The following is a 23,889-nucleotide window of genomic DNA, read 5'->3' as shown; positions in this document are numbered from 1 at the left end:
GGAGTACGACAACATGAGCATCAAATTACCCATGGCCGTGCTCGGCCTCATTCTTGCCGTCGCCAACTCGACCACCGTGGCGGCCGATGAGTCTGCCGAGGCATTGTCGGTCCGTCTCAAGGAGATGTATCCGGCCACCAAGATCGAGCGGGTGCAGCGCTCTGAAATTCCGTCGTTGTTTGAAGTCGTGATGGGTAAGAACGCGGCATACACCGACGCAACCGGCCGCTATTTCGTTTTCGGGCACCTGTTCGACATGAAGGAACAGCGCGATCTGACCGCCGAGCGGGTGGAGAAGGCGGCACGGGTTGCCTTCGGTGACTTGCCGCTGGCGGATGCCATCAAAATCGTGCGTGGCAAGGGCGAGCGGGTGCTGGCGGTGTTTTCCGATCCGGATTGCCCGTATTGCCGACGCCTGGAATCGGAACTCGACAAGCTCGACAACGTCACGCTCTATACCTTCCCCTATCCGCTCGAAGGTTTGCACCCCGAGGCCAGGGACAAGTCGATCGCCGTCTGGTGCGCGGCGAATCGCGCGCAGGCGTGGGCGGAGTTGATGAAATCGGGTAAGGCGCCGGCCAGCCGCAAGTGTGATCATCCAATCGAACGGAACATTCAGCTTGGCCAGCGTCTGGGCATTCAGGGGACGCCGACCTTGCTGTCTGCCGATGGCCGCATCCTGCCTGGCGCGGCACCAAAGGAGCGCATCGAGCAGTGGCTGCAGGAGTCTGGGCGATGAGTATCGGCCAGACGCTGCTCGTCCCGCTCATGCTCGGGCTGGCCGGCTGTGCCGGCATGACCGGCCTGGATGGACAGGGGGGCTTTTCCTGCAAGGCGCCGGACGGGATTTCCTGCGCTTCGCTGTCTGGCGTCTATGCCAATGCGGTGCAGAATAATCTGCCTGGGCAACGTCCTGCGGTCAAACCGGGCAATGCCTTGAATGCTCAGGCCAGGATCGATGCGTTGGCCCCGCGCTCCGGTGATCCCTTGAGAAGTGCTCAGAAGGTGCGTCGCGTGTGGCTGGCCCCTTGGGAAGATGACGACGAGGTGCTGCACGATCAGTCCTATTTCTACATGGTTGTCGACTCCGGCCGCTGGCAAATCGAGCACTCTCGGCGCAAGGCGACGGAAGGCTACCGCCCGGTCGTGCCGCCGAAGACGTTCGTGCCGCAATCGCCGCCAACGGGTGGACAGTCCCTGCAAATGGAGCGTGCATCGCCACCGAGTGGCGCGATGTTGCCGACCCTACCGCCCGGATCGTCTGCGCGCTCGGTGCCGTCCGTGTCTGGCGAGGGGGAGTGATGGGATTCGCTGAAATCTTGAGAGAGGCATTCTTGTCCGAACGGAATGCGGAAGCCGATCGTTTGCCCAGGCATCTGCTGCAGGAAATTTCACGGATGCCTCGCCTGAGCGGAATTCTTCCCTATCTTGCCTGGCAGGAGGACACACGTCTCTTCGCACTGGATCAAGGAGGCTTTGGGGAGCGCGAGGAACACGCCATCGGCTTTTGTATCGAGACGCTGCCGCAGACCGGTGCCAACGACGAAATGGAAAAGGTCCTGGCCAGTCTGTTCGTGTCCTGTCCACCGGGTACTGGTATTCAAGTCTCGCTGTACGGCAGCCCGCACATCCTGCCCACGCTGAAAAAACAGGCCAACTTGCTGCCAGCTTCTGCGATTGATTCCGATGACGAAGGTATTCAGCGTCGGCACGGCAACATCTTCCGCCTGCTGGCGCGCCGCCGGATCGATCACTACCTGAAAGGCACCGGCGAATCGATCTTTGGTCACCAGACCTACCTGCTGCGAGATTTTCGTTCGGTCATCTCGGTCACATTGCCGCTCGATCCCGAACTGCCGGCCGATGTGGATGAAGCCTTGCGCATCCGGGAAAGCATTCATGCCACCCTGAAGTCCGCCCATTTGCCTGGCCATGACTGGGGGCCGGATGAACTGCTCAACTTTGTCGGAGATTTCTTCGACCACTCACGGTTGTTTTCCGGGGGAGCAGTGGCGCCGATCGACTGGAATGCCGATCAGCCGCTGCGCAAGCAGATTTCCAACCTGGAAATCGCTTCGCGAGTGGGTGATGGCGACATCCGCTTTCGCAAGGCTGGCGGGGATGAGTCCGTCCTGCAGCTGTTTTCGGTGCGTCAGTATCCGAGATATTTCCGGCTGTCCGGCATGAACTACCTGATCGGCGATCCCTATCAGTTGGCCCTCGCGATGCCCTGTCCTTTCATCATCACCATGGGGGCGGTGGCACTTGACTACGAGTCGGCGCGTACCCGGGCCCAGATGAAGGCCGCACGGGCGACCCAGAGTGCCGGTTCCTATCTCGCCCATTTTCAGCCCGATCTGCAAGAACGCAAACGCGACTGGGACATGGTGCTGAAGGCATTCGACAGCGGACGCACCGTGGTCGGGATGTATCACCAGGTATGCCTGGTTTCGCGGGTGGGGGAGGCTTCGCGCTGCGAGCATTCCGTACGCGCCGTCTGGCGTGCCCGCGGCTTCGATCTGACCAAGGATTTCTACCTTCAGCATCAGGCGCTGACCGCAACCATGCCGATGACACTGACCCCGGCCCTGCAAAACGACCTGCGTCAGTTCGGCCGGATCAATACCAAGACCGCCGACAACGCGGTGATGACATCACCGCTGATCGCCGAGTGGAAGGGTACGCAGACGCCGGTGATGACGCTGTTCGGGCGGCGCGGCCAGATCATCGGCTTCGACCTGTTCGACAACACGGGCGGAAATTTCAACTTTGCCGTCGCGGCGCTTTCTGGTTCCGGCAAGTCGGTGTTCGTCAATGAAATGACTTATCGCTACCTCGGCGCCGGCGCAAAGGTTTGGATCATTGACGTCGGTCGTTCCTACAAGAACCTGTGCGAATTGCTGGACGGCGAGTTCATCGAGTTTTCCGACGAGCGTCAGAACACGATCTGCCTCAACCCGTTCTCCATGATCATCGATATCAACGCCGACATGGAGATGGTCCTGCCGCTGCTGGCCCAGATGGCCAGCCCGCGTGAACCGCTCGACAACTACAGCTACACGGCGTTGGGGTCCGCCATCAAGCGTGTCTGGGACGCCAAGGGACGCTCGGCCACGATCACCGATATCTACGAGTTGCTCCAGACTGGTCGTCTATCCAGCGAAGGTGAATACGAGCGGGATCTGAGTCGCCTGGCGACGGCGCTGGAACCCTATACCCGCCACGGCGTGTATGCGAGTTACTTCGAGGGCGATGCCAACATCCAGTTCGACAAGGACTTCGTTGTGCTCGAGCTGGAAGAACTGAAATCCAAGAAAGACCTGCAATCGGTAGTGATGCAACTGATCATGTACCGCATCACTCAGGAGATGTACCGCGACCGTTCCCGGCGCAAGCTGGTCATCATCGACGAAAGCTGGGATTTGATGGGTTCGGGGTCAAGCGGCAGCTTCATCGAGGCTGGCTATCGGCGCGCCCGCAAGTATGGCGGGGCTTTCGGCACGATCACCCAGTCGGTCGACGACTACTACAAGAACGAAGCGACCAAGGCGGCCATCAACAACGCCGACTGGCTGTTCCTGCTGCGCCAGAAAGCGGAGAACATCGAGCGCCTGGGCAAGGAAGGGAAACTCTCCCTCGACGAGTGGCTGAAGCGCCAGCTTGGCTCCGTCAGTACCGAGCATGGAAATTTCTCCGAAATCTATATTCACTCGCCCATGGGGTCGGGCCTGGGACGCCTCCTGCTCGATCCCTTCTCCATGTTGGTTTATTCGACGCGCGCCGAAGATTACGAGGCGATCAAACGTCTGCGCGATCAAGGATTGTCGGTGGCGGATGCCATCGAACAACTGGTAACCCAACGTGCAACCTGATCCTGAGAGTCGTGCCGTGCCATCGATCAAGCCCTACGTCCTGACCAGCATCGCCACCTTGCTGGCGGGGGCCATGCTTCTGGTCGTCTGGATGTACCGCCATCCGCCGGAGATTCCCCGTTTTGGGCGGGTCGATATCGCCCGCTTGGTCGCCCATCAGCAGCAATCCATGGTGCAACGGATCAAGCCGGGACTGGACGCCCAGGAGCAAGCAAAACTCTTCGAGGAGGCCAAGGCCTTCGGCGCCAGGCTCGATGCTGCCCTCGAACAGGTCAGCCGGGGATGTGCCTGTGCTTTGGTAAATACGGCGGCACTGCTCAAGACCTCCGATTCGCGAATTCCAGACCTGACCGAGCAGGTTGCGCAGGCGACGGGTCTTGTCCTGCCGGCGTCGACGACCAAGTGATCCATGCCGATGAGACGCTTGTTGGCGCTACTTGCCGTCCTGCTTTGTTCAAGCGCCCAGGCGCGTGAGGCGTTGGACTATCCGTCCTCCTGGCAGTGCGATGAAGCCAGGTTTCACTGGTATTGCGATCTGGCGGAAGAGGAAGCCGCCGCAGCCAGTCCAAAGAAGACTCCAGACCGCGCAGAGAGCGAAGGCGAACGAGCCGTTGATGCGCTCAAGAAGCTGCGCGAGGAGGTCGAGCAGAAACGGGCGATCGCCATCCTCAAGCCGACTTCGGAAAACCTGAAGACCTACATCGTTGCTCAGGAAGCCCTGATGGACCGGGCATCGTTGTTTTCGGATGTATGGCGGCGAGTGGTCTGGGCCAATCCCGAAATCAACTATCAGCTGCGTAATCCGTCGAACAACGCGGCCATCCAGGTGCGCGACAGTCAGCGCAACCGGCGCGAGACAGACACGCTGGCGGCGCTGGCGAAGGAATGGGGCCTGTTCTTCATCTTCCGCTCGGATTGCCCTTACTGCCATCGCCTGGCGCCCACGCTCAAGCTGCTGTCCGAGCAATACGGCATCACCGTGTTTCCCGTTTCGCTCGATGGCGGCGGTCTTCCCGACTATCCAAGACCGGCCAAAGATAACGGGATGGCCGGTGCGCTGGGTGTATCGGTTGTGCCGCTGGTCGTGCTCGGCAATGTCAAGGATCGGCGTCTGCTGCCCATTGGCTCCGGCGTCCTCTCGGCGCAGGAAATCGTCGAGCGCATCTACATCCTGACCCAGACCAAACCAGGCGAACTTTACTGATGGAGATCGGCATGGCACTTTCATCACGGCGCTGTGCGCAACTTGCATCCTTCGTGCTTGCGCTGACCTGCGTTCCTGCGCACGCCACCGTCAACCAGTCGATGCAGGACTGGTTCAACGAGATCGGCGCCTACGGCAACGTCACCGGCCCCAATGCCTACCGCGGTCAGACCATGAACATGTACACCGGCGGCAGCCTGTACATGCGAACGCCTGTCCGAAACTATCAACTGGCCAGCATCTCGCCGCCGTCCTTCAGCGCCGGATGCGGCGGCATTGATCTCTTCGCTGGGTCGTTTTCCTTCATCAACAAGGAACAGTTTGTCTCGCTGCTGCGGAACATCGGCAATAACGCCATTGGCGCCGCCTTCAACATGGCCCTGTGCTCGATGTCGCCCGACCTTTGCGATCTGCTGAAGTACCTGCAGGACCAGGCCACCAAGATGAACAACCTGAACATCAACTCCTGCCAGGCGGCAGAGGGCATAGTCAGCGCGGTGGGCAGCATGGTCACGGATCGCGTCCAGGAAAAGGAAGGCAAGACGGCCGGGGCCAGTCTCAACATGTTCGGTGACGTCTTTGAGTCCTGGGATGAATGGAAGAAGAGTCGCACCACGGCGAAGAACATTCGCAATGCCGCAAAAGCCACCTCGCAGGGCGCGCGGGAAATCTTCGATCCCGGCAACGTGGTCTGGCGCTCACTCAACCGCATTTCCGGCATCACCGACGAAACACGAGAATTGTTGATGAGTCTGACCGGCACCATCATCGTCACGCCACCTGGTGAAAACGCCGATGAAAAAGCCAGATGGACCTACCTGCCCGGGGGCAAGCTGACGTTTCGCCAGTTTGTTGGTGACGGCGCGTCGGCCACCGTCAATCTCCCAGGCCTCAAATGTGGAACGGATCTGGCTGAATGTATGACGCCGAGTTTTTCGGAGACGGCATTCACGGTTGCGCCGTTTTCCCGCCAGGTCCGTACCCGGATTGCCACCATGCGCGACAAGATCGTCAATCGTGACACGGGTGGACAGTCCTCCATGGATGCGGCTCTGATTGGTAGTTCCTCGTTGCCTGTCTGGAAGATGCTCGCGGTATCCAGCAGTATCCCTGGCGGTGACCGCATCACCGAGGATTACGCCCAACTGATCGCCGTGGATGTCGCCTACGCGTACTTCACGAACCTTTCAAAGACTCTGCGCAATGCCTTGCAGAACGATGCCGGAAAAAGCGGACCGGATGCCGTGATGGCTGCAGAAAAAATCCTTGTTCGGCTGACCGAGGTCGAGCAGGAAGCGCGTGACATGCTTCGTGCCGAATATCAGAAAGGGATGCAGGTCGCCGAACTCAGCCGTTCGCTGCAATTGATGCACCAGAGTCTCAATTCCGGGATGCCGACCAACATCTTCCAGTCGATGGCTGTCTTCAACCGGTAAGCCATGTACGAGGTCTATGCCTACTGGAATGTCGTCGAGCTGGAGGCGATGTTCAATGCGGTTGCCTCGCTCATGGGCAGTGGCGATTACCGTGGCCTGCTTCAAACCATCGCCATCGTCGGCATGATCGTCGTCGTCATCGCCACTTTGACCGGGAGGGAGCGGCTTGACGGCATGTGGAAGTGGCTTTTCTTCCTCGCCATTTTCCAGTCGATGCTGCTTATTCCCAAAGTGACGGTCATGATCATTGATCGCACGGGCAACGAGCCACCGCGGGCCGTGGCCAATGTGCCGATTGGTCTCGGGGCATTCGCGCACACGATGAGCAAGGTAGGGGATTGGCTCACCGGTTCTTTCGAGACGGTTTTTTCGCTGCCTGACGATGTGAAGTTCCGCAGGAACGGGACGCTCTTCGGGCATCGCGTCCTTTCGGAACGGCAGGCGATCAAGAGCGGGAATCCGGTATTGACCAGTAATCTGCTGGAGTTCTACCGGGAGTGTGTTGCGCCCGACATTGCGACCGGCTATATCCGCATGAAGGAAGACATTCTCCAGGTCAATAACATCTGGGACAGCCTGAACGGCAAAACCAATCCATCGAGGTTGGTGACGATCCGCGATCTCGCCGATCCGACGCTGATGAGCACTGTGGGATGTGACGCGGGCTATCAGACGCTGACAACCCAGATCACCGCCGAGACGAGCCGGCAAGTGACATTGCTTGGTTCCAGGCTCTATCCCCGCATGACGACAGCTGATGCCGGCGTTGCCATTGCGGGATCGCTGGCGACTTCGACCAACTATCTTCTCGGGATTTCGTCGTCGGCACAGGACACGGTGAAGCAGGCCATCGTCGCCAATTTCATGATCGATGCCCAGTACATGTTGCCGGCGCAACTGGGCGATGCGGCCAGCGCCCAGACCAATCTGGCGATGGCGCAATCGCTGCGCTCGACCAGTGATTCCTACAAACTGATGGCGCGGGTCGCCGAGTCGACCATGCCGAAGGTGAGGAACGCCATCGAGATGGTGCAATACGCGATCTTTCCGGTGTTCCTCCTTTTCGTGGTGTTGAGCGGTCACCAGGCGACCGGGGTCATCAAGTCCTATGCGGCGAGTCTCTTCTGGATACAGCTTTGGGCGCCGCTGTACGCCGTGATGAACTTCATCATCACCATGTATTCGAGAAGCCAGTACATCAGCGGCAGCGCATCGAGCGGCCTGTCGATCGAACAGATGAGCTTCTTGAACACCGCGATTGTCAGCGACCAGGCCATTGCCGGCATGCTGGTCATCTCCATTCCCGCCATTGCCGCCGCTGTCGTGAAGGGCGGTGAGGTCGGCATGCAGGCCGTGGCAGGTCTGGTTGCGCCACCCCGCGACCCCGAGAAGATCGCCAGCAGCCTGGCTATGGGCAACATGCAGATGGGTAATGCCTCGCTCAACAACGCCAGCCACGACACCATGAAGGGTCTGGCCGTCGATATGAACCCGAGCCTGCGCCAAGGGGCAACCCAGTATCAGGCGCGGGGCGGCTTCGACTACAGCCACTTTTCCGGCGGTGGCTTTGTGGTGAAACAGGCCAAGAGCGATGTGCGCGCCGACATGGCACTCAACGATTCGCTCGGCGCTGCGGCCAAGGAGAACTATGAGCGCTCGCAGCAGGCGTCGCAGCAACGATCCTCGGAGTACGCTGAAAGTGCTCTGGCGGCGATCAAGCAGGAAGCCGGATTCGAAAGATCACATGCGAAGGGCGCCAGTGACACTACAGGCTACCGGCACGGCATGGGGTCGAGCCGGAATCAGGAAGCAAATGACACCCTGCGGCAGGTCGATCAATGGGCCCGAAAACTCGGCGTCAGCGAAAAGGTGGCCATGGAACTCATGGTTGGGGCTTCGATGGGCATGAGTACGCCGAAGCTGCTCGAAATTACCGGCCTGCGTGGTGGTGTGGAAATGTCAGCCAAAATGCGAAACTCGGCCGACTCGATGCGCTCCCTGGAGGAAATGGCTCAGTTTGCCCGTGAGTCGAGCTTTGGCAAGAAAGTCGGCACCGTCATCGACAATGGCTGGGAGCGAAACTATCGAACTTCCGACGAAGGAAAGACGTCGGGATCGGAAGGACAGCGAGCGTCTCTTGATCGGGCACGGCAGTCCCGTGATGCGCTCAGTTCCTCGTTTCAGGAAACCGAGGGGCATCGCCAGATGTGGGAGCTGTCCCATTCCGGGCAGCTTGGCTCCAACCTCCAGCTTCAGGATCACTTCATCAAGGACTTCCTGCTGCCGAAGCTTGAATACAACTACGAGAAGTTCCAGGGCGTCATGGGCGATCCGCATCGCCTGCGACCCTACATCGAGGAATACACCACCCAGAACTACGACCGGATGCTGGGAGAAATGGCGGGGCAAGTATCTGGCGCCGAGGCAGTGCGGGCGCGCCATGAGGCGAATCGCGCGGGAGTGCCGGACGGACAGACGGTCGAGGCAGCAGGCGCGGGTTATCTGGGACAGGTGAAGGGTGCCGCCAGACGCTCTGGCGTGTCTCCTCAGGCTACTCCGACGGATCAGGCCATGCATACGGCGATGCAGGAGTTCTCCCGAAACAGCTTCGAGGTTCGTGACCGGCAGGCTGGGGCGGGGCAAACCCATCAGGAAAACGCGACACCTTCGACGTTCCGGAAGCTCAAGCCGACCTCGGTGGCAGGCAAGACGGCTGAAACGGTCGAACAGGTCGGAGAAGCGGCGGGCCGGATTGCAGACGGTCTTACCGGAGACAATCCGGGCAAATATTTGACCGACACGCTTGCCGGAAAGAAATGATCACATCCGGTCCAGGTACTGCGCTAGACGTTCAAGAATGCTCTGAAACGGCACTTGTCCGGCGTAGTAAAGCGAGGCGGTTTCACGGTACTTGCTGTCGTAGAGCGCGCGAACTGAGGAATCTGTCAGCAAGAAGGCTTCGTTGCTGGCGATGTGCAGGTTATCGCCGGCCCGAAAGCGTTCTTTCTTGCGGGCATGGTAGGCCGTCGTGCCGAGGAATGCCTGCACCTCCGGATTGTCCAGAAGGCAGTACAGATCGTAGTAATGGCGCAGGAAGTTCTTCGGGAAAACCTCGGCATCCTGTTGCTGCCGAAACTTGGTCGACACCGTTTGCAGCTTTTCCACGAAGGTGTAGGCCGGGCTGTAGCAAGGTACCGCGAGGGCACGATTGTCGATTACCTTCACCGTGCTTTTGAGCGCCGCATCCAGTGCCCACGAGGTGATGGTACAGGGCGTGTTGGGTGCGGTATCGTCAAAACCGACTTCCAGCAGGATGCCTTCCTTGATTCCCGGGAGGAATTCGGTTTGCACCGGGTAGCGTAACCGGATGCCGGCGCTGCGGTACTTAGCATCGTCGTATTCGGTATCCCGTTCGACAGCCTCGAAACCCGCGATCCCCTTTTTGGCGATCTCCTCGGCCAGCCAGTCGAAATACAGCCGTCGTGTCTCGACGTGGGCGGGTTTGTCCTGGTTCTTACCTGTTTTGACATCGCGATCCGCCGGCGGCTCGATGCGAAGATCGATGTCTTCGGAGAAGCGCTGGATAATCTGATGCCCTTTCGAGAGGGATGTTCCGCCTTTGAGCTGAAACGTCCAACCCTGCTGCTGCAATCCCCACAGGCTTTGCATCAGCCAATAGTCCTTCTCAACCAGATAGGAGGCAACGTGTTGAGCCTGGGCAACCTGGCGGATCAGATCCGTGAAGTTGGGATGGTCGTGCAGAAGGGTCGCGGCTTTAGGCATGGACAGCCGACTTCATTTGCCGAAAAACGCGGCGCGTCCTGGCCGATCCGAAATCGGCCAGCATCTTCTCGAGACGGCCCTCGTCAAAGGTGTCGAGCTTGCGGCGCACATTGGACAACACGGTTTCCGGATCTTCTGCCAGGTCGGTCAGGTTGTTCAGCATATCGACCAGCAGATATTCGCGATTGACCTGCTTGCGCGAAGGGAAACGCGGCTTGTCTCGAAAGTCGAATTCAAACCCGGCCAGGGCGAACTTGCCGTGGCGTTTGTGGTTGTAGACGACGGTCTTGTCGTAAAGCTGCGTGGTACCCAGGCCCAATGCGTTGTAGCAGCTCGGGTTGAACATCAAGAAATGATGATCATCGAGAAACTTTTCGACGAGCGCTTCCTCGCTTGGCGGTACATCGCCAAACGGCGTTCTTCGGGGGACGTAATAAAGCCCCTGAGCAGCCTTTCGCACGGTTCCGGCCTTCACTGCCAGACCGAGCTCCCGATCAACGCTGGGCAATTCATCGGCCAGGTCTTTACGTCGAAAAACCTTGCCGGCCAGTTGCTTCCATCGCCGGTCGAGTGCGGCATTCACAGTGTTTTTTCGGTGTAGCATGTTTCAAAAACCTCACTGACGTTTCATGCAAGTATGCCACAGCCTTCCGGTCAAGGGAAATCGACTCTTGAGCGTTGCGTTTTACGTCACCACGACGGCGGTACCGGAATAGATCACTCGGGAAACCCGCCATTGCGATCCTGGTTGGTCGTAATGGGCATGGGTTTTCCTCAGGCCGACGATGGCGTTCGCTCCCTTTGCCAAGGCGTTTCGGGCCAGAGTCAGAAGGGCATCGCATTCGGCGAGTTGGTAATCAGCATCCGACGCGGCCTCGACTGCTGATACCGACTCCAGGTAGCCGATCGTCCGGATCGCCGCCCTTGATGGTGGCAGGTCGGTCGAGATCAGCAGAACCTGGTGTTTGATCGCCTCCAGATCCGAAAGCATTCGATCCATCTGACGATGAGCGACTGTTTTGTTCCGCCGGTTCCAGCGGTACAGCGTGAGTCCTGCAAGGACGCACGCTACGATGGGCATCCACCCGAAAAAACTGCTCGTCTGGGTTGCTGCGGCCAGGCTCATGAAAAGTCTCCAAAGGCTGTATTTCGTTTCAGCTTCTCACAGTCGCCCGAAACTGCAACGGGCAAAGTCAGTCGTCAAGGCCGATCCTGAGACGGCTCTTCTTGCTTGCGTGGGTGAAATGCGGCCAGGAAGTGCGCATTTCAAAAACCGGCACCGCTGGCTATCCCATAGAGTCAGGCCATGCGATTCCGATACTCGACATGGCAAGAAATCCGATTTCCGCTCATCCTCTGGCTGATGGCCGCCTACTTGGCGGTGAGCGGAAGCTACATGCTCGCTTTCAACCTGACGGAAAGCCTGCCGGGAACGGTATTTGTCATCTGCAAGGACACCTTCCCCGATAGTGGTGAGTTCGTGGCTTTTCGGTGGGAGCGAAACTGGCCGTATCCGAAAGGAAGCATCTTCGTTAAGCGCCTGGTTGGCCTGCCTGGATCGCGTGTGACGACGCAAGGACGGGATTTCTACGTGGATGGCCGGGCGGTGGGGCAAGCCAAGGAACGGGCAAGAACTGGCGAACCGCTGATTCCAGGACCCGTGGGGGTGATTCCGGAAGGTAGCTATTACGTCGCGGGCGGGCACCCCGACAGTCTCGATTCCCGCTACCAACTGACGGGATGGGTAAAACGCGATCAAGTTATCGGCCGTGCGTTTCGGCTGATATGAGCGGATTAAAGATGCCGCTCGAATTTTGCGGGTGTGCCGTCAACGTCTCCGCCAGGAAACTCGCATGTTGCACTTGCTGAAGAAAGTGATGGGCAAGGGAGAGATTTCTTTGCCGCAGCAAGTAATCGAGATACCGCCCATCGCCAAATCCTTGCCTGACGATGAAATCCCGCGTTACCCCCCCTTTGTCAAAGGGTTGCCGGCATCCCATCCCGATCGGCTGATCGAAACCCAGCAAGAACTGATTGGGCAGATTCGAGAGTCCGGGTTGGCGTCGAAAGATGTCTATGAGGAATTTTATCTGGGGCCCTTGCGCCGCTTTGCCTCCTACGCCCATTTGCTGCCCGCCAGCGAGACTCACCATCATCGTGGCGCCGGGGGCTTGTTCCGGCATGCCATCGAGGTTGCCTTGTGGTCATTACAGTCCGGGGATAGGGTACTTCTGCCGGGCGATCAAACTCCGCGACGGCGGCGGGAACTCGAACCGCGTTGGCATTCGGCGGTTTTTCTCGCGGCACTGTGTCATGACCTGGGTAAGCCCATCACCGATCTGATGGTGACCAACCAGGATGGAGGGAAAATATGGGATCCATTTTGCGAAGATCTTTACGCTTGGGCGATCCGCAATCAGGTAGACCGCTATTTCCTGCGCTGGCGCAAGAACCGCGGAACATCCCACACCTCGGTCTCGCTGCTGCTGGTTGAACGCATCGTCGGTAGAACCGGATTGGGCTGGATATCGCAGGGCGATCCCAATCTGGTGACCTGGATGATGGAAGCGATCAGTGGCCATCCCAGTCAGGAAAACATGATCCACAACCTGATCGTACGATCTGATCAGGTCAGCGTGACGCGTGACATCGAGAGCATGGGCGCCAACTTTGCTGGCTACGAAATAGGAATCCCCGTTGAGCGGATTCTTCTCGATATCATGCGTCGACTGGTTCGGGACGGGGTCTGGATTGTCAACGAACCGGGATCGAGGCTATGGCACATGGACGGACATCTCTACCTGGTCTGGCCAGCAGGGGGCGAGGAGATCGCTGCGATCATCAACCAGGAAAAAATGCCCGGACTGCCGAGGACACCGAACAGCATTCTCGACATGCTGGTCGAGCGCAAATTGGCTGAATTCAAAGTCGGGCAGCTCGATGGCAACCGCTACTGGTTGATCGCGCCGGCCATCCTTGCGGAAAAAATTCCCAACATACAACTGAAGGCGATACGCCTCAACAACCCGGGCGCACTGTTGGATTCACTGCCTGCATCGGTAGCTGGAAGGCTGGTTGGTAACGACGATCCGCCCACCAAGTCGTTGAGCAACGCATCGGTTGTCGCGCCGACAAAACCCGCGGAGCCGACCGTCGAAGTGGTTCCAGCCGCCGTCGTCACTTCGGCCACACCGGCTGCACCGCCCGCTGATCAACCGCCTGATCAACCGCCTGATCAACTGGATGGTCCGGTTGGCGAAGCGCTTAAAGCGCTGGTGGAGGATATCGAGCACGGCCGCAGAGACGGCAGCAAGCTCACTCATGTCGATTCGGAAGGAATCCTGTGTCTGAAGTGGCCTGATGCGTTCAAGGGGTACGGACTGGAGAACAAGACGATCCTCGACGAACTTGGGCGAAGAAACTGGCTGGTGGTCGATCCCATGGCACCATTCAGAAAAGTCGCCGAGCTTCAGGTCGGTATTGGAGCCCCTTGGAAGATCCTCCGCCTCCAGCCGGTCGTGGCGGCATTGATGGACATCAATAGGGCAAAGAGTACGTCCAAAAAAGCTTCGAAACCGGTGCCCAAGTCAGAATCCAAACCTGTAGCGAAGGTCGAAACGACGGAAAAGGACGCGACAGAACCTCTACCTTCGGTAACTCATCCTGTCCTCCCGATGGTTTCCTCGAAGGAGGAGGGCGCCGTAGAAAAGATGGTTGCCCGCCAACGTGCGCTGCTTGAGGATGTCGTGCGCGTGCTTCGGCAAGCGGTGAACGATGGGACGTTGGCTGCCGATCACGAAAACGGCTATCTGCTGATCAATGTCCGGGATGCCGAGGCAGTGCTGAAAGCCGGCATCAAGGCGTCACGCTCGCAAATTTTTGGCTTGAAGGGCATCGATCCTGATCGATTCACGACAGAGGACAGAAAACCGAAGGTGTATTTTCGGATTCGAGCGTAACGGGCACCGAGGTTTCTGTTCAAATATTAACTACCGCTCGATACAGTTCAGTGGTATTCGGCATATCGGCAAAGCCGCCGTCCTTGTGTACTTCGCGATACGGCCGCTCAAAGCTAGGCAGCGGCCGTTAGGTGCCTATGAGTTTGGGGGCGTTCAAGCCAGACTTTTGAGTGAGTGGTTCAGGCGTAAAGGGCAATCTCTTTGCAGTCGAGGCCGTGTCGGCTTACTAGCGGCGCCTGCTTCGCCCCGGCCATGGCAGTTCTCCCGTTAGTTCAGCCAAGCCCCCATCGTCTTCGACACGTGCGCCGAAGCGATTTACCTCCACCGTTGGCAATTCGTCACTGTCGAACCATAGCAGTGAGATGGTGGTGTCGGTGCGCTGGTAATGCCTTGAAAGTTCCCAGAGATCAAGGCCTTGTTCCCAGTTGTCGAACCAGACGTCCTGTGAAACCTCCCCCGTCTCCGTGACACTATTTCCTGAGGAGCGGATTCGGTGAGCCACGGAGCCCGCTGGAATCGCCGACCTGGGAGGTATCCATGCTCCTGCTTGCCGCAACGCCGTGGAGCGTGCGGCATATCGCACTGCCCCGCGCTCCATGGTGACGAATGCGCAAGGCATATCGCTGAGACTGGCGAACCTTGACGCCGCTGCTGGGAATGATGCGCAGAACATATCGGCCATGTGTTGGATAAGCTCGGGGGATGGCTCTTCTTTGGGTGCAGCGGACAGCCACTGCTGATATGGCATCAGCAGTTCAGCGGCAAACGTATCGCAGGCGATCTCATTCGGATGTCGTTTTGCATAGGACCACGAAGGTACTTCCTCGTGACTTGAGTCCAAGCCGAGCACGATATGCGCTATTTCGTGGCAGACAGTGAAGCGCTGGCGCTCGTCAGTTTCTATGGAGTTCACTGTGATGATGTGCTTACCGTTTGGTTTGGTAACCGTATAGCCAGACTCCCCTTCGCCAAGCTCATCCTTCTTGACCTTGGCGTTAGCTGCTGTCACATAGGGGGACAAGTCTTCCCGGATGTTCGAAACATCGACATTCGCAACAAACGCTCTTGCTTTCTGTCTGACATCCGCCTCGTCCATATTCAGTCGTCCTCGTCGTCGAAGGCTTTTTTGATTCGAGCGATCAGCGTCGCGGGGTCAGGCCTCGCATTTCCCCGATGCCTAACTCCAGCTGCGGTCGAAAAAATATCGATGCTGATTGAGGGGTCATGTAGCACGAATTCAACAAGGTTTGGATCAGCGTCGGCATGGTCAACCAGCCACATCAAAAGCGCTGCATCTCTTTCTCCTGGTTTGAGAACCCTCAACAGCTTCGCAACCAAGTCTTGGGATGGGTTTGTCTTCTCGCCGGTCTCAAGACGGTGGATATAAGCATGATCAACTGACGACAGCTGGCCGATTTCACGCAGGGAAAGAGTTCTGCGTTCGCGTAGCGTCTTGAGGGCGACGCCTAGGCCTGTTTGCGGCATGAGTTCTGATCCTCGCGAATACGGGGGGGGAGAGAGCCAAGTCATCTGCTACCTCTCCGCATCTGGTTGATGTTCAAAGGCGTGCGCCGCATGCTAGTTGCACCGGTGTCCGTGTTCTGATACATTGTTGTCTAGCCAGACAACGGACGTAGGTTTTATAACTGCTCCAGATTGGATTGGCTCGACCTTCCCGTTGTCTGCATGAGCAACGTATTGTGCTACAGCAGGTGGTCTTTGACAACCCACCCAGCCTAGCAGCTGGGGCTTTGACAGTTCCACTGTAGGAGATCCATCATGGCAGGCAAGAATCAGCATGTTGTCCCTCACCAGGACGGCTGGGCCGTCAAGGGCGCCGGCAATCAGCGGGCAACCTCGGTGCACGACACGCAGCAACAGGCGATCGACGCAGCGAGGGACATTGCACGCAACCAGCAGTCCGAACTCGTCATCCATCGTCCGGATGGCCGTATCCGTGACAAGGATAGCCACGGCAACGACTCCTTCCCGCCGAAGGGCTGAAGTGCCATGACGGGTATCCCTACCTACCATGTGCTTGCCTTGTCAGGGGGCGGTTATCGCAGCCTGTACACGGCGACAGTTCTTGCCGAACTCGAAACTGTGCTGGGCCGTCCTATTGCTTCGCACTTTGATCTGATTTGCGGCACATCAGCAGGAGGGATGCTGGCTTTGGGGCTGGCTGCGGAAATTCCGGCCCAAGAGCTTAAAGCACTGTTTGAAGACGAAGGCAGCCGCATCTTTGGTTGCCGCAGCCTTCCACGGCGGCTGCTGGGATTCTGGCTGACCGCAAAGCATGACTCGGCGGGACTTCGGGAAGTGCTGACCGAACGCTTCCAAGGGACCACGATAGGCGACCTGAAGCATCGTGTTCTCGTGCCGGCAGTCAACTATTCGACGGGGCGCGGGCAATTCTTCAAGACACCTCACCATCCTTCGTTTGAGTTGGATCACCGCATGAGGATCATCGATGTTGCGTTGGCGACCGCCGCCGCGCCCGTCTACTTTCCTTTGGAGCGCAACGACCGCGGTGTCTTCGCGGACGGGGGGCTTGTGGGCAACGCGCCCGGCCTGTTCGGATTGCACGAAGTCAATACGTTCCTGGCACCAAAGCAGAACGCGCTGGTTCGGGTTCTCTCCATCGGCACGATGACGATCGGCGCGACCGTTCGCGGTGGCGCTAGCCTTGACCGCGGGTTCGGCAAGTGGCGCGGGGGACTCTTCGACCTCGTGATCTCCGCTCAGGAATCTTCGGTGGACTACATGCTGCGGCAGTTGTTGGGAAGCGACTACTTTCAGATCGATGACAAGGCGACGCCGGATCAAAGCAAGGATGTGAAGGCACTGGATCGGGTTTCCATTGGCGCAACGAACACGCTCAAGGATCGCGGTAACCACGCGGCGCAGCGCGCGCTCGGCGATCCTCTTTTCCAACCGTTTAGAGCGCATCAGGCCGGCGCACCAACCTTTTATCACGGCCCCAATAAGAATGTTCCGGAGGCCGCATGCTGAACCTCAGCCCGCTTTTCTTCACCACCGTTGATGACGAATCCTGCATGCATGACGAGTTGGATCTGACGCCTGAACAACGCGTCTGGATTGCCAGCGCACGCGCGAGTGTCCGGGACTGCCTGCGCACAGGCATCCCTCGAGTGCTGAAGGCAAGCGGATACACGGAAGAGGTGCCGCAACCGCGCTTCTTCACGCAAGGGTCGTGGGCGTACAAAACGTTGAACTCCCCGGCACAACGACCGCAGCAGGCGGATGTCGATGACGGCTGCTATCTGCCAATGAGTTTCGTCTCACAGACGAAGCGTCCGAGCACCTCAACGACGGTCTTCTTCTCCGCTGCGGAAGAAGCCTTGAGGCCGCTGGTTGAGGAAAAGCAGTGGAAGCTCGTCACCGACAAGCCGACTTGCATCCGTATCGTCATTTCAACGCATGCCCACATTGACATCCCGCTGTACGCGATCCCCGACCAAGAATTCGTGAGTCTGGCAGAGGCCTCGATGAGGCGATATGGCTATGACTCGGTGATGGACGCAGTGATTAAGGCGGAGAGGGATGCATGGACGGCGTTGCCTCGCGACAAAGTGCTCCTGGCTCATCGTGAATGCAACTGGATGCCCTCCGACCCCAGGCCCGTGAAAGAGTGGTTTCTGGGCGAAGTGGATGCCAAGGGGGAGCAGTTCCGCCGCGTCGTTCGTTACTTGAAGGCGTTCCGCGATTGGAGGTGGGCCAGCGGTGGGCCCGCTTCCATTCTGTTGATGGCGGCTGCCGCGCCGCTTTTTGAAAAGCGTGATCGGCGTGACGACATCGCCTTATTGGATGTCGTCGCTGCCCTTCCAGCCCGGTTGCGTGGCGGAGTGAACAACCCTGTGGATGACTCCGAATCGCTCACGGAGCGACTTGGCCAAGCGGGTGTCGAAGAGGCGGCAAAGGCGTTCGAAGAATTTGAGAAAGTGCTTCGCGGAGCAACCGGTGCCGGCAGTCCTTCACAGGCTTGTATCTGGGTGCAAGGCCAGTTCGGCCCGCGCTTTCCGAACGAGCCGGATCGGGTCAAGGTGGTATCTGTCGCCGCCACCATTGCCGCAGCTCCCGCAACAGCCGGCCCGAGCGAACTTGTTGGGCGAACTAAGGCCGGATGAGTAGCGCCGCTGCGATCGCAGATGTGATCGACGCCTTCAAGCAGCGAGGCTTCGAGTTTGTTGGCAAGACGGATGACGGCTGGTTCACGCTGCGTGGGCGATTGTCCCAGCCCCAGGGGGACAAGGATTGTCCGTGCGAAGTCGAGCTTGACCCAACGTTCGTCGACTTGCCTCGCATTCGGCTGCTGGAGATCCCTCCTGACCTGCCCGCAGCGGTTCCCCATCTTGGCGCTGATGGCGGGATTTGCTATCTTGCCAAGGGCACGGTCGTTCTGGATATCTATGATCCCGTCGGACAGTCGCTGGCGTGCCTGCAACGCGCCGCTGTCGTGTTCGGACAGATCGTAAAAGGGGAGATGGTCGAAGATCTCGCGGAAGAGTTCTTCGCCTATTGGGATGGTTGGCTTTGTTTCGTGGACATGCAAGGTGAGGACTTAGGGCGACAGAAATGCATAGTCGCGCAGGCCAACGGGAATCCTTTGTGGTTTATCACCGACAACGAAGATCGAACAACTAAGAAGCTAAAGTCGCTCGGCTACCAAGCTACTGACAGAACGGTGCTGACTTACCGGGTAAAAACTGGTGCTCAACCCCGACCTTTGACCAACAGTTGGCCTCCTGAAACAGTTGGGGATATGTTGGCATGGCAAGGCAACCTTGACCCTCGGTGCCGGCGCAAGATTCACGAGCGCATCAAGGAGGGAAAAAGGAAACAGGCCAACGGCGTACTGATCGTCATCGAATCGCCGTTAATGACCTATGGCTTTGTGGTTCTCTATGACCACCAACGTCCGGTCCAGAAGAGCAAGCTCGCAGATCGCAGGGATCTGACCTATGGGTTGAAGGTAACGCCAATCTCAGTTGTCAGAATCGACGATCGATACCTTGCTCAGCGGAACATACCCAAGTCAAAGACGCTGGCAGGTAAAAAAATTGCGATAGTGGGTTGCGGAACGATCGGCGGATATCTGTCGGATATGCTGGTCAAGGCCGGGGCGGGAACATGCGGCGGAAAACTTACGCTCGTGGATTTCGATAGTCTTCTTCCGCAAAACATCGGGCGCCATCGCCTGGGATTCCCGGACCTCCTGTCGAACAAAGCAGAGGCCATGGCGAAAGAGCTTTGCCGCTTGGCGCCAGGTGCCGAGATTCGTGCACTCCCCGTGGATGTCAGGCAAGCCCAATTGGGAGAGCTGGACCTGCTCATAGATGCCACCGGGGAAGAATCCCTCGGGCATTGGCTGGCCGGCCGCTATCCGCCTCCGATGCCGATGCTTTCGGTCTGGATCGAGGGGCCGGGAACGGCTGTCCGTGCGCTCCTGAAGACCAACGCATCTGGTGCGTGTTATCGCTGCCTGTGGCATAGCAACAGGAGAGGCGAACTCCGCTCCACCGTTGATCCTCTTCCTGCCATATTGGCGGGGCATGGATGCGAGGGCTTGTACGTGCCATTCCCCGCTTCGGTGTCGGTGAACGCTGCCAGCCTAGGCGCTGAGGTGACCCTTGACTGGGTCAACGGCGTTTATTCCCCTGCGCTACGAACCAGGATGATCGGCGGCGCCTATCGACTTGCGACACCCGATTGCGATCCACTTCGGGATCGGGAGTGTCCCCTATGCAATTCATGAGTTCCTGGGCGACCGATGATAAAAGAACGCTGCTGCATTTCTCGCCGGCCACGATGGAGACGTTCTGTCTGCATGTTCAAGCCAGTGATTCCGACTGCGAAGCTGGTGGACTTCTGCTCGGTTCGGTTCATGGAGCCCATATGCTCATCGAGCAAGCGACGGTTCCTACGGCATGGGATAAACGGTTTCGCTTCCTGTTTGAGCGGATGCCATTTGGCCACGAAGCAATCGCTCTGTCTCGTTGGACGGCGAGTCAGGGAACCGTTCGATACTTGGGCGAATGGCACACCCATCCGGAAGACTATCCACAACCTTCTGGTCTCGATAGATCGGAATGGAACCTCTTATCAGCGAAGCGTCGGGACAAGAGACCTATGTTGTCTGTCATCGTTGGGCGAAAATCCATGTTTGTTGAATTAGTGCCGAGTTCAGGACGCGGTTCGGTGCTTACGCCTGTCGAATAGGGCACAAACCAATGGCGTACCGGCATTCCAGTCTCGATCAGATGTCCGGCAGGGGCACCGTCAGCGACCAGCTGGGCGATTTGATCGCCGTCATCGACGGACGAGACGATCTGATCTCAGAATGTTTGCAGGGTGCGGCCGAATTGCGCTGCTTCTTGCGCGAGAACACGCGTGCGTTGCTTGCAACGCACGCCTTCCACGACGCATTGGCTGGTCATCTGCCCGGTGATGTCGCGAGTCAAGCCGGCCTGCCTGATCTGCTGGCGAAGCTGCACACTATCGCGGACCTGGAGTAAGGGAAAATGGCATTCAACGATTTCGACATGAAGCGCATTGAGAAAGCGACGGATGCATTCCTCGCGAAGCGTCGGCCTCCTGCGCACATTCGTGCCGACCTCGACATCGGCTATCGCATTTCCGGGCAAAGCGTCGAGATACTCGAAATTCGTTCGCAATGGGATGATCGCAGCATTGTCCATCAGCACCCGATCGCCAAGGCAACCTATGTGCGTACCCAGAATCATTGGACGGTATTCTGGATGCGCGCGAGCCTCAAGTGGCAAAGCTACGAACCGGTGCCGACTGTCGCGTCCATCGGCGAATTCCTGCAAGTCGTCGATGCCGACGCGCATGGCTGCTTTTTCGGCTGACCAGCGATATGGCGACTATCCGTAGCCAGGAATCGCGGAGATGTCGCAGAGCCAATCCCGTTTTTTTGCTGACGTAAGATGATCGCATGTCCCGTCGCCAAAGCATCCAAACGCAGTCCGTAGCGCATCCGAGCATGTCGGAGGAAGTCGAAACCTACCTGAAGAGCGGGGGCCACGATCCGAAGTTCGAAGCCTGGCCGGGCAGCGGATTCTTCGACCGATCACAAAACGGAAGCAAGGAAATGCGCGAGGCGTTGGTCGCAGAAGTGCTGGCAAGAACGCAGGATCGCCCTGCCACTGCGCTTCCCGACGATCTGGATATTCTCCAGTTCACACACCAGAAATTCAGCGGCATGGTGAAGGGGCTTTTCCCCAAAATTGAGCAGGCGATCGTCCTTGCCATGCTTGAACGCTCCGTGATATTCCTAACGCCAAGGAACATCGTCCCGGTTCTGCGGGAAATGCCTTGGCTCGGTACGGCATGGGACTTGGCCAACCTCTATCTGGCCAGCCACTCAGCGGAATTGCTGTCGGTTGAGGCTCAACCGATCCTTGGATTGAGCATCGAAACGACCTGCTACGTTTCGACAGACTATTTCCGCGCAGCAAATCCCTTCGACGATTTCGTCCTCCATGAAGCCGCTCATGTTTTCCACAACTGCAAACGCGAGACGCTGGGGCTGCCCCATTCACGGCATCGGGAATGGCTGCTCGAGATTGAGTATCGGAAGCGCGAAACATTTGCCTATGCCTGCGAGGCATACAGCCGCCTGCTCGAACTAGGGCGCGATTCAAAACATCGCCAAGACTTGTTGAGCGAATTGGCTGCAACCCCGCTGCCCAACGATGAACGCGTGGACGGTGCGGAGTATCTCGACATTCTTGCCGAAGCCGTAACCGCCAGAAATGGCTGGAAGCGCATCCTCGCGCGATGCTCCCCGTCCAGGGTTCGCAACCAGACAATTCCGACGCCTACATCGTAGTTCGTTTCCTCTACGTAGCGCCCCGTCGAGTCGTCAGCGACCGTAGCTGCTAACAGGTAGCCGAAATGCGCCCGAAAAGTGCGCATTTCAAAAATCCAGAGGTGTTCCCCCCAGCCAAAATCGCCCCTTATGTGGTCTCTGGTTCGCATTCTCCTTGTGCTTTTCACCTGTACGACATTTTCTGCGTTCGCTGCGGAATTGGGTGTCGTCGGCCCGACCTATGAGATCGCGGAACCGGATTTGATCGAGGTCATCCAGGCCCGATTGAAGCAAATGGAAAAATCCGGTGAACTGGCGCGCAAGCAGACTGAATATCGCGACAAGGTGATCGGCGGCATCGAGGCGCCCAAGGTTGTTGCTGGCGTCAAGGCCACCGACGCACCCCGTACCTACCATGTCGATCCGACCTTGACCGTGGATCGGGATATTCGCAACGCGGAAGGCGCCTTGCTTTTCGCTCGCGGCATCAAGATCAATCCGTTCGATCATGTTTCTTTGACCCGAAAGCTGCTGTTTTTCGACGGGCGTGATAGTCGGCAGGTGGCCTTTGCCAAGCTTCGGCTGGGCGAGGGGGGCGGGAAGAACAAACCGATCCTGGTGGCCGGAGAACCCCTGAAACTGATGCGGGCCTGGAAGCAGGCGGTGTATTACGACCAAGGTGGATCGTTGGTTCGGCGACTGGGGATTCGCCAAGTGCCGGCGATCGTCAGCCAGGACGGCAAGAGATTGCGGATCGATGAAGTCCGCCCGTAGCCTCGCATTCGTTTCGGTCATTGTGCTCGGCGTGCTTTTCTTGCGCCCAGCCTTTGCTACGGCAACCTGTACCGGGCGGTTTGCCAATCCGATTACGGACATCTGCTGGAGCTGCCTGATGCCGCTCCGATTTGGCGGCCTCGATCTGGTTTCCCTCGATCAGGAAGACACTCCGAATCCTGGTGGATCTCCCGTCTGCCTCTGTCCATCGCAATTGCGTGTCGGCTTCAAGGTCAGCTTCTGGGAGCCGGTGCGGCGCGTGGATGTGGTGCGCCGTCCCTTCTGCATGACCAGTCTTGGTGGCATCGAACTCAATCCCGGCTTCGATGCGCCGCGCGGGTCCCGCTTCAGCCAGGACAGCACCGCGACATCGTCGTTTTATCAGGTGCATTGGTATGTCGATCCAATCATTTTCTGGCTCGAAGCGATCTTTGATAACGCCTGCCTGGAACAAAGTTCATTCGACGTGGCGTACCTCACCGAACTCGATCCCATGTGGAACGACGACGAACTGACCTTCATCTTCAATCCCGATGTTGCCTTGTTCGGCAATCTCCCGGCACGAGCCGCCTGTGCTGCGGATTGTGTCTCGGCAACCGCAGGTTTTCCATCGAACGCCTTGTTCTGGTGTGCCGGATGTCAGGGCAGCTTGTATCCACTCAACGGAAACGTGCAAGCGCATATCGGTGGGGTACAGGCTTCCAGCCTGGAAATGACGCGACTGATCGCCAAGATGCACCGCGAAGGTCTGATGTGGGCCGCCTCCGGCGAGGACGGCTTGTGCGGTTACTACCCGCAGCCGATCATGGACAAGACCGGCTACAAGTATCAGATGCTGTACCCGGTTCCGCAAACCGCGAAGATCGCCGGGAAGTGCTGCCAGCCCTTGGGGCGTTCGACGATCTTGTGGGGTGCCGGAAAGGAATATCCGTTTGAGGGCGAAGACTTCGCCTACATGGTGTTCCGCAAGCGCAACTGCTGCCAGGGAGCCTTCTGACGCCATGAACGG

General features: G+C 58.3%; 24 protein-coding genes. 19 read left to right on the top strand and 5 right to left on the bottom strand.

Features of this window, described 5'->3' with window-relative positions; all coding sequences use genetic code 11:
- The first annotated feature begins 13 nt into the window (after positions 1-13).
- From ACMYR3_RS08625 to ACMYR3_RS08595, 7 genes are read left to right on the top strand one after another with little or no spacing between them, the layout of a single operon-like run.
- The gene (locus ACMYR3_RS08625) at positions 14-739 is read left to right on the top strand and encodes a DsbC family protein (RefSeq protein WP_424191299.1); all 726 of its coding nucleotides are present in this window, start codon (positions 14-16) and stop codon (positions 737-739) included.
- Positions 736-1,302, top strand: coding sequence for a TraV family lipoprotein (locus ACMYR3_RS08620; protein ID WP_424191297.1), 567 nt, complete (start codon positions 736-738; stop codon positions 1,300-1,302). Before ACMYR3_RS08625 ends, ACMYR3_RS08620 begins: the two co-directional genes overlap by 4 nt.
- Positions 1,302-3,872 carry a type IV secretion system protein TraC gene (gene traC, locus ACMYR3_RS08615; protein WP_424191295.1) on the top strand — a complete coding sequence of 857 codons (2,571 nt, stop codon included), beginning with the start codon at positions 1,302-1,304 and terminating at the stop codon, positions 3,870-3,872. The genes ACMYR3_RS08620 and traC overlap by 1 nt, the downstream gene beginning before the upstream one ends.
- A 16-nt stretch (positions 3,873-3,888) precedes the next feature.
- Positions 3,889-4,278: a hypothetical protein gene (locus tag ACMYR3_RS08610; RefSeq protein WP_424191293.1), complete on the top strand. Its 390-nt coding sequence runs from the start codon at positions 3,889-3,891 to the stop codon at positions 4,276-4,278.
- Positions 4,279-4,299: 21 nt separating this feature from the next.
- Positions 4,300-5,076: a conjugal transfer protein TraF gene (locus ACMYR3_RS08605; RefSeq protein ID WP_424191291.1), complete on the top strand. Its 777-nt coding sequence runs from the start codon at positions 4,300-4,302 to the stop codon at positions 5,074-5,076.
- An 11-nt stretch (positions 5,077-5,087) separates the two neighbouring features.
- Positions 5,088-6,512, top strand: a complete 1,425-nt coding sequence (locus ACMYR3_RS08600; RefSeq protein WP_424191289.1) for a conjugal transfer protein TraH — start codon at positions 5,088-5,090, stop codon at positions 6,510-6,512.
- 3 nt (positions 6,513-6,515) lie between these two features.
- Complete coding sequence (locus ACMYR3_RS08595; RefSeq protein WP_424191287.1) at positions 6,516-9,332, top strand: conjugal transfer protein TraG N-terminal domain-containing protein; 2,817 nt, start codon at positions 6,516-6,518, stop codon at positions 9,330-9,332.
- Here the strand turns inward: ACMYR3_RS08595 and ACMYR3_RS08590 are convergent, their stop codons facing one another.
- From ACMYR3_RS08590 to ACMYR3_RS08580, 3 genes are all read right to left on the bottom strand, one after another.
- Complete coding sequence (locus ACMYR3_RS08590; RefSeq protein ID WP_424191285.1) at positions 9,333-10,295, bottom strand: nucleotidyl transferase AbiEii/AbiGii toxin family protein; 963 nt, start codon at positions 10,293-10,295, stop codon at positions 9,333-9,335.
- A complete protein-coding gene (locus tag ACMYR3_RS08585; protein ID WP_424191283.1) occupies positions 10,288-10,878 on the bottom strand; it encodes a hypothetical protein in 591 nt (196 codons plus the stop codon). The genes ACMYR3_RS08590 and ACMYR3_RS08585 overlap by 8 nt, the downstream gene beginning before the upstream one ends.
- 102 nt (positions 10,879-10,980) lie before the next feature.
- Positions 10,981-11,421: a heavy metal-binding domain-containing protein gene (locus ACMYR3_RS08580; protein ID WP_424191281.1), complete on the bottom strand. Its 441-nt coding sequence runs from the start codon at positions 11,419-11,421 to the stop codon at positions 10,981-10,983.
- A 180-nt stretch (positions 11,422-11,601) separates the two neighbouring features.
- Between ACMYR3_RS08580 and ACMYR3_RS08575 the strand changes: the two genes are divergently transcribed.
- Positions 11,602-12,084, top strand: coding sequence for a S26 family signal peptidase (locus tag ACMYR3_RS08575; protein WP_424191279.1), 483 nt, complete (start codon positions 11,602-11,604; stop codon positions 12,082-12,084).
- 64 nt (positions 12,085-12,148) lie between these two features.
- Positions 12,149-14,254, top strand: coding sequence for a MobH family relaxase (gene mobH, locus ACMYR3_RS08570; RefSeq protein WP_424191277.1), 2,106 nt, complete (start codon positions 12,149-12,151; stop codon positions 14,252-14,254).
- 226 nt (positions 14,255-14,480) lie between these two features.
- Here the strand turns inward: mobH and ACMYR3_RS08565 are convergent, their stop codons facing one another.
- Positions 14,481-15,350: an ImmA/IrrE family metallo-endopeptidase gene (locus ACMYR3_RS08565; protein WP_424191275.1), complete on the bottom strand. Its 870-nt coding sequence runs from the start codon at positions 15,348-15,350 to the stop codon at positions 14,481-14,483.
- A 2-nt stretch (positions 15,351-15,352) separates the two neighbouring features.
- Complete coding sequence (locus tag ACMYR3_RS08560; protein WP_424191273.1) at positions 15,353-15,739, bottom strand: helix-turn-helix domain-containing protein; 387 nt, start codon at positions 15,737-15,739, stop codon at positions 15,353-15,355.
- Positions 15,740-16,033: 294 nt separating this feature from the next.
- Between ACMYR3_RS08560 and ACMYR3_RS08555 the strand changes: the two genes are divergently transcribed.
- From ACMYR3_RS08555 to traU, 10 genes are all read left to right on the top strand, one after another.
- The gene (locus ACMYR3_RS08555) at positions 16,034-16,258 is read left to right on the top strand and encodes a DUF2188 domain-containing protein (protein WP_023093135.1); all 225 of its coding nucleotides are present in this window, start codon (positions 16,034-16,036) and stop codon (positions 16,256-16,258) included.
- Positions 16,259-16,264: 6 nt separating this feature from the next.
- Positions 16,265-17,266 (top strand): CBASS cGAMP-activated phospholipase, encoded by a 1,002-nt coding sequence (locus ACMYR3_RS08550; RefSeq protein ID WP_424191267.1) that lies wholly within the window; start codon positions 16,265-16,267, stop codon positions 17,264-17,266.
- Complete coding sequence (locus tag ACMYR3_RS08545; RefSeq protein ID WP_424191265.1) at positions 17,260-18,402, top strand: CBASS cGAMP synthase; 1,143 nt, start codon at positions 17,260-17,262, stop codon at positions 18,400-18,402. The genes ACMYR3_RS08550 and ACMYR3_RS08545 overlap by 7 nt, the downstream gene beginning before the upstream one ends.
- Positions 18,399-20,030: a ThiF family adenylyltransferase gene (locus ACMYR3_RS08540; protein ID WP_424191263.1), complete on the top strand. Its 1,632-nt coding sequence runs from the start codon at positions 18,399-18,401 to the stop codon at positions 20,028-20,030. The genes ACMYR3_RS08545 and ACMYR3_RS08540 overlap by 4 nt, the downstream gene beginning before the upstream one ends.
- Positions 20,018-20,494, top strand: a complete 477-nt coding sequence (locus ACMYR3_RS08535) for a Mov34/MPN/PAD-1 family protein (protein WP_424191261.1) — start codon at positions 20,018-20,020, stop codon at positions 20,492-20,494. Before ACMYR3_RS08540 ends, ACMYR3_RS08535 begins: the two co-directional genes overlap by 13 nt.
- 11 nt (positions 20,495-20,505) lie before the next feature.
- Complete coding sequence (locus ACMYR3_RS08530) at positions 20,506-20,790, top strand: hypothetical protein (RefSeq protein WP_424191259.1); 285 nt, start codon at positions 20,506-20,508, stop codon at positions 20,788-20,790.
- A 6-nt stretch (positions 20,791-20,796) separates the two neighbouring features.
- A complete protein-coding gene (locus tag ACMYR3_RS08525; RefSeq protein WP_424191257.1) occupies positions 20,797-21,144 on the top strand; it encodes a DUF3024 domain-containing protein in 348 nt (115 codons plus the stop codon).
- Positions 21,145-21,230: 86 nt separating this feature from the next.
- Positions 21,231-22,127 (top strand): hypothetical protein, encoded by an 897-nt coding sequence (locus ACMYR3_RS08520; RefSeq protein ID WP_424191255.1) that lies wholly within the window; start codon positions 21,231-21,233, stop codon positions 22,125-22,127.
- Between the two features lie 129 nt (positions 22,128-22,256).
- Entirely contained in the window at positions 22,257-22,880 is a 624-nt protein-coding gene (gene traW, locus ACMYR3_RS08515; protein ID WP_424191253.1) for a type-F conjugative transfer system protein TraW, read from the top strand.
- A complete protein-coding gene (traU, locus tag ACMYR3_RS08510; protein WP_424191251.1) occupies positions 22,864-23,877 on the top strand; it encodes a conjugal transfer pilus assembly protein TraU in 1,014 nt (337 codons plus the stop codon). Before traW ends, traU begins: the two co-directional genes overlap by 17 nt.
- Positions 23,878-23,889 lie beyond the last annotated feature (12 nt).

Source organism: Ampullimonas aquatilis, assembly GCF_049675895.1.
Taxonomy (GTDB): domain Bacteria; phylum Pseudomonadota; class Gammaproteobacteria; order Burkholderiales; family Burkholderiaceae_D; genus Ampullimonas; species Ampullimonas aquatilis.
Note: the sequence above shows the minus strand (reverse complement) of the source record. Positions and strands in the feature narration are given on the sequence as shown.

Bases quoted from the DNA above. Each gene is read 5' to 3' on its own strand.
- ACMYR3_RS08625 (WP_424191299.1), top strand. From the start codon at position 14: ATGAGCATCAAATTACCCATGGCCGTGCTCGGCCTCATTCTTGCCGTC.
- ACMYR3_RS08620 (WP_424191297.1), top strand. From the start codon at position 736: ATGAGTATCGGCCAGACGCTGCTCGTCCCGCTCATGCTCGGGCTGGCC.
- traC (WP_424191295.1), top strand. From the start codon at position 1,302: ATGGGATTCGCTGAAATCTTGAGAGAGGCATTCTTGTCCGAACGGAAT.
- ACMYR3_RS08600 (WP_424191289.1), top strand. From the start codon at position 5,088: ATGGCACTTTCATCACGGCGCTGTGCGCAACTTGCATCCTTCGTGCTT.
- ACMYR3_RS08595 (WP_424191287.1), top strand. From the start codon at position 6,516: ATGTACGAGGTCTATGCCTACTGGAATGTCGTCGAGCTGGAGGCGATG.
- ACMYR3_RS08590 (WP_424191285.1), bottom strand. From the start codon at position 10,295: ATGCCTAAAGCCGCGACCCTTCTGCACGACCATCCCAACTTCACGGAT.
- ACMYR3_RS08580 (WP_424191281.1), bottom strand. From the start codon at position 11,421: ATGAGCCTGGCCGCAGCAACCCAGACGAGCAGTTTTTTCGGGTGGATG.
- ACMYR3_RS08575 (WP_424191279.1), top strand. From the start codon at position 11,602: ATGCGATTCCGATACTCGACATGGCAAGAAATCCGATTTCCGCTCATC.
- mobH (WP_424191277.1), top strand. From the start codon at position 12,149: ATGTTGCACTTGCTGAAGAAAGTGATGGGCAAGGGAGAGATTTCTTTG.
- ACMYR3_RS08565 (WP_424191275.1), bottom strand. From the start codon at position 15,350: ATGGACGAGGCGGATGTCAGACAGAAAGCAAGAGCGTTTGTTGCGAAT.
- ACMYR3_RS08560 (WP_424191273.1), bottom strand. From the start codon at position 15,739: ATGCCGCAAACAGGCCTAGGCGTCGCCCTCAAGACGCTACGCGAACGC.
- ACMYR3_RS08555 (WP_023093135.1), top strand. From the start codon at position 16,034: ATGGCAGGCAAGAATCAGCATGTTGTCCCTCACCAGGACGGCTGGGCC.
- ACMYR3_RS08550 (WP_424191267.1), top strand. From the start codon at position 16,265: ATGACGGGTATCCCTACCTACCATGTGCTTGCCTTGTCAGGGGGCGGT.
- ACMYR3_RS08545 (WP_424191265.1), top strand. From the start codon at position 17,260: ATGCTGAACCTCAGCCCGCTTTTCTTCACCACCGTTGATGACGAATCC.
- ACMYR3_RS08540 (WP_424191263.1), top strand. From the start codon at position 18,399: ATGAGTAGCGCCGCTGCGATCGCAGATGTGATCGACGCCTTCAAGCAG.
- ACMYR3_RS08535 (WP_424191261.1), top strand. From the start codon at position 20,018: ATGCAATTCATGAGTTCCTGGGCGACCGATGATAAAAGAACGCTGCTG.
- ACMYR3_RS08530 (WP_424191259.1), top strand. From the start codon at position 20,506: ATGGCGTACCGGCATTCCAGTCTCGATCAGATGTCCGGCAGGGGCACC.
- ACMYR3_RS08525 (WP_424191257.1), top strand. From the start codon at position 20,797: ATGGCATTCAACGATTTCGACATGAAGCGCATTGAGAAAGCGACGGAT.
- ACMYR3_RS08520 (WP_424191255.1), top strand. From the start codon at position 21,231: ATGTCCCGTCGCCAAAGCATCCAAACGCAGTCCGTAGCGCATCCGAGC.
- traW (WP_424191253.1), top strand. From the start codon at position 22,257: ATGTGGTCTCTGGTTCGCATTCTCCTTGTGCTTTTCACCTGTACGACA.
- traU (WP_424191251.1), top strand. From the start codon at position 22,864: ATGAAGTCCGCCCGTAGCCTCGCATTCGTTTCGGTCATTGTGCTCGGC.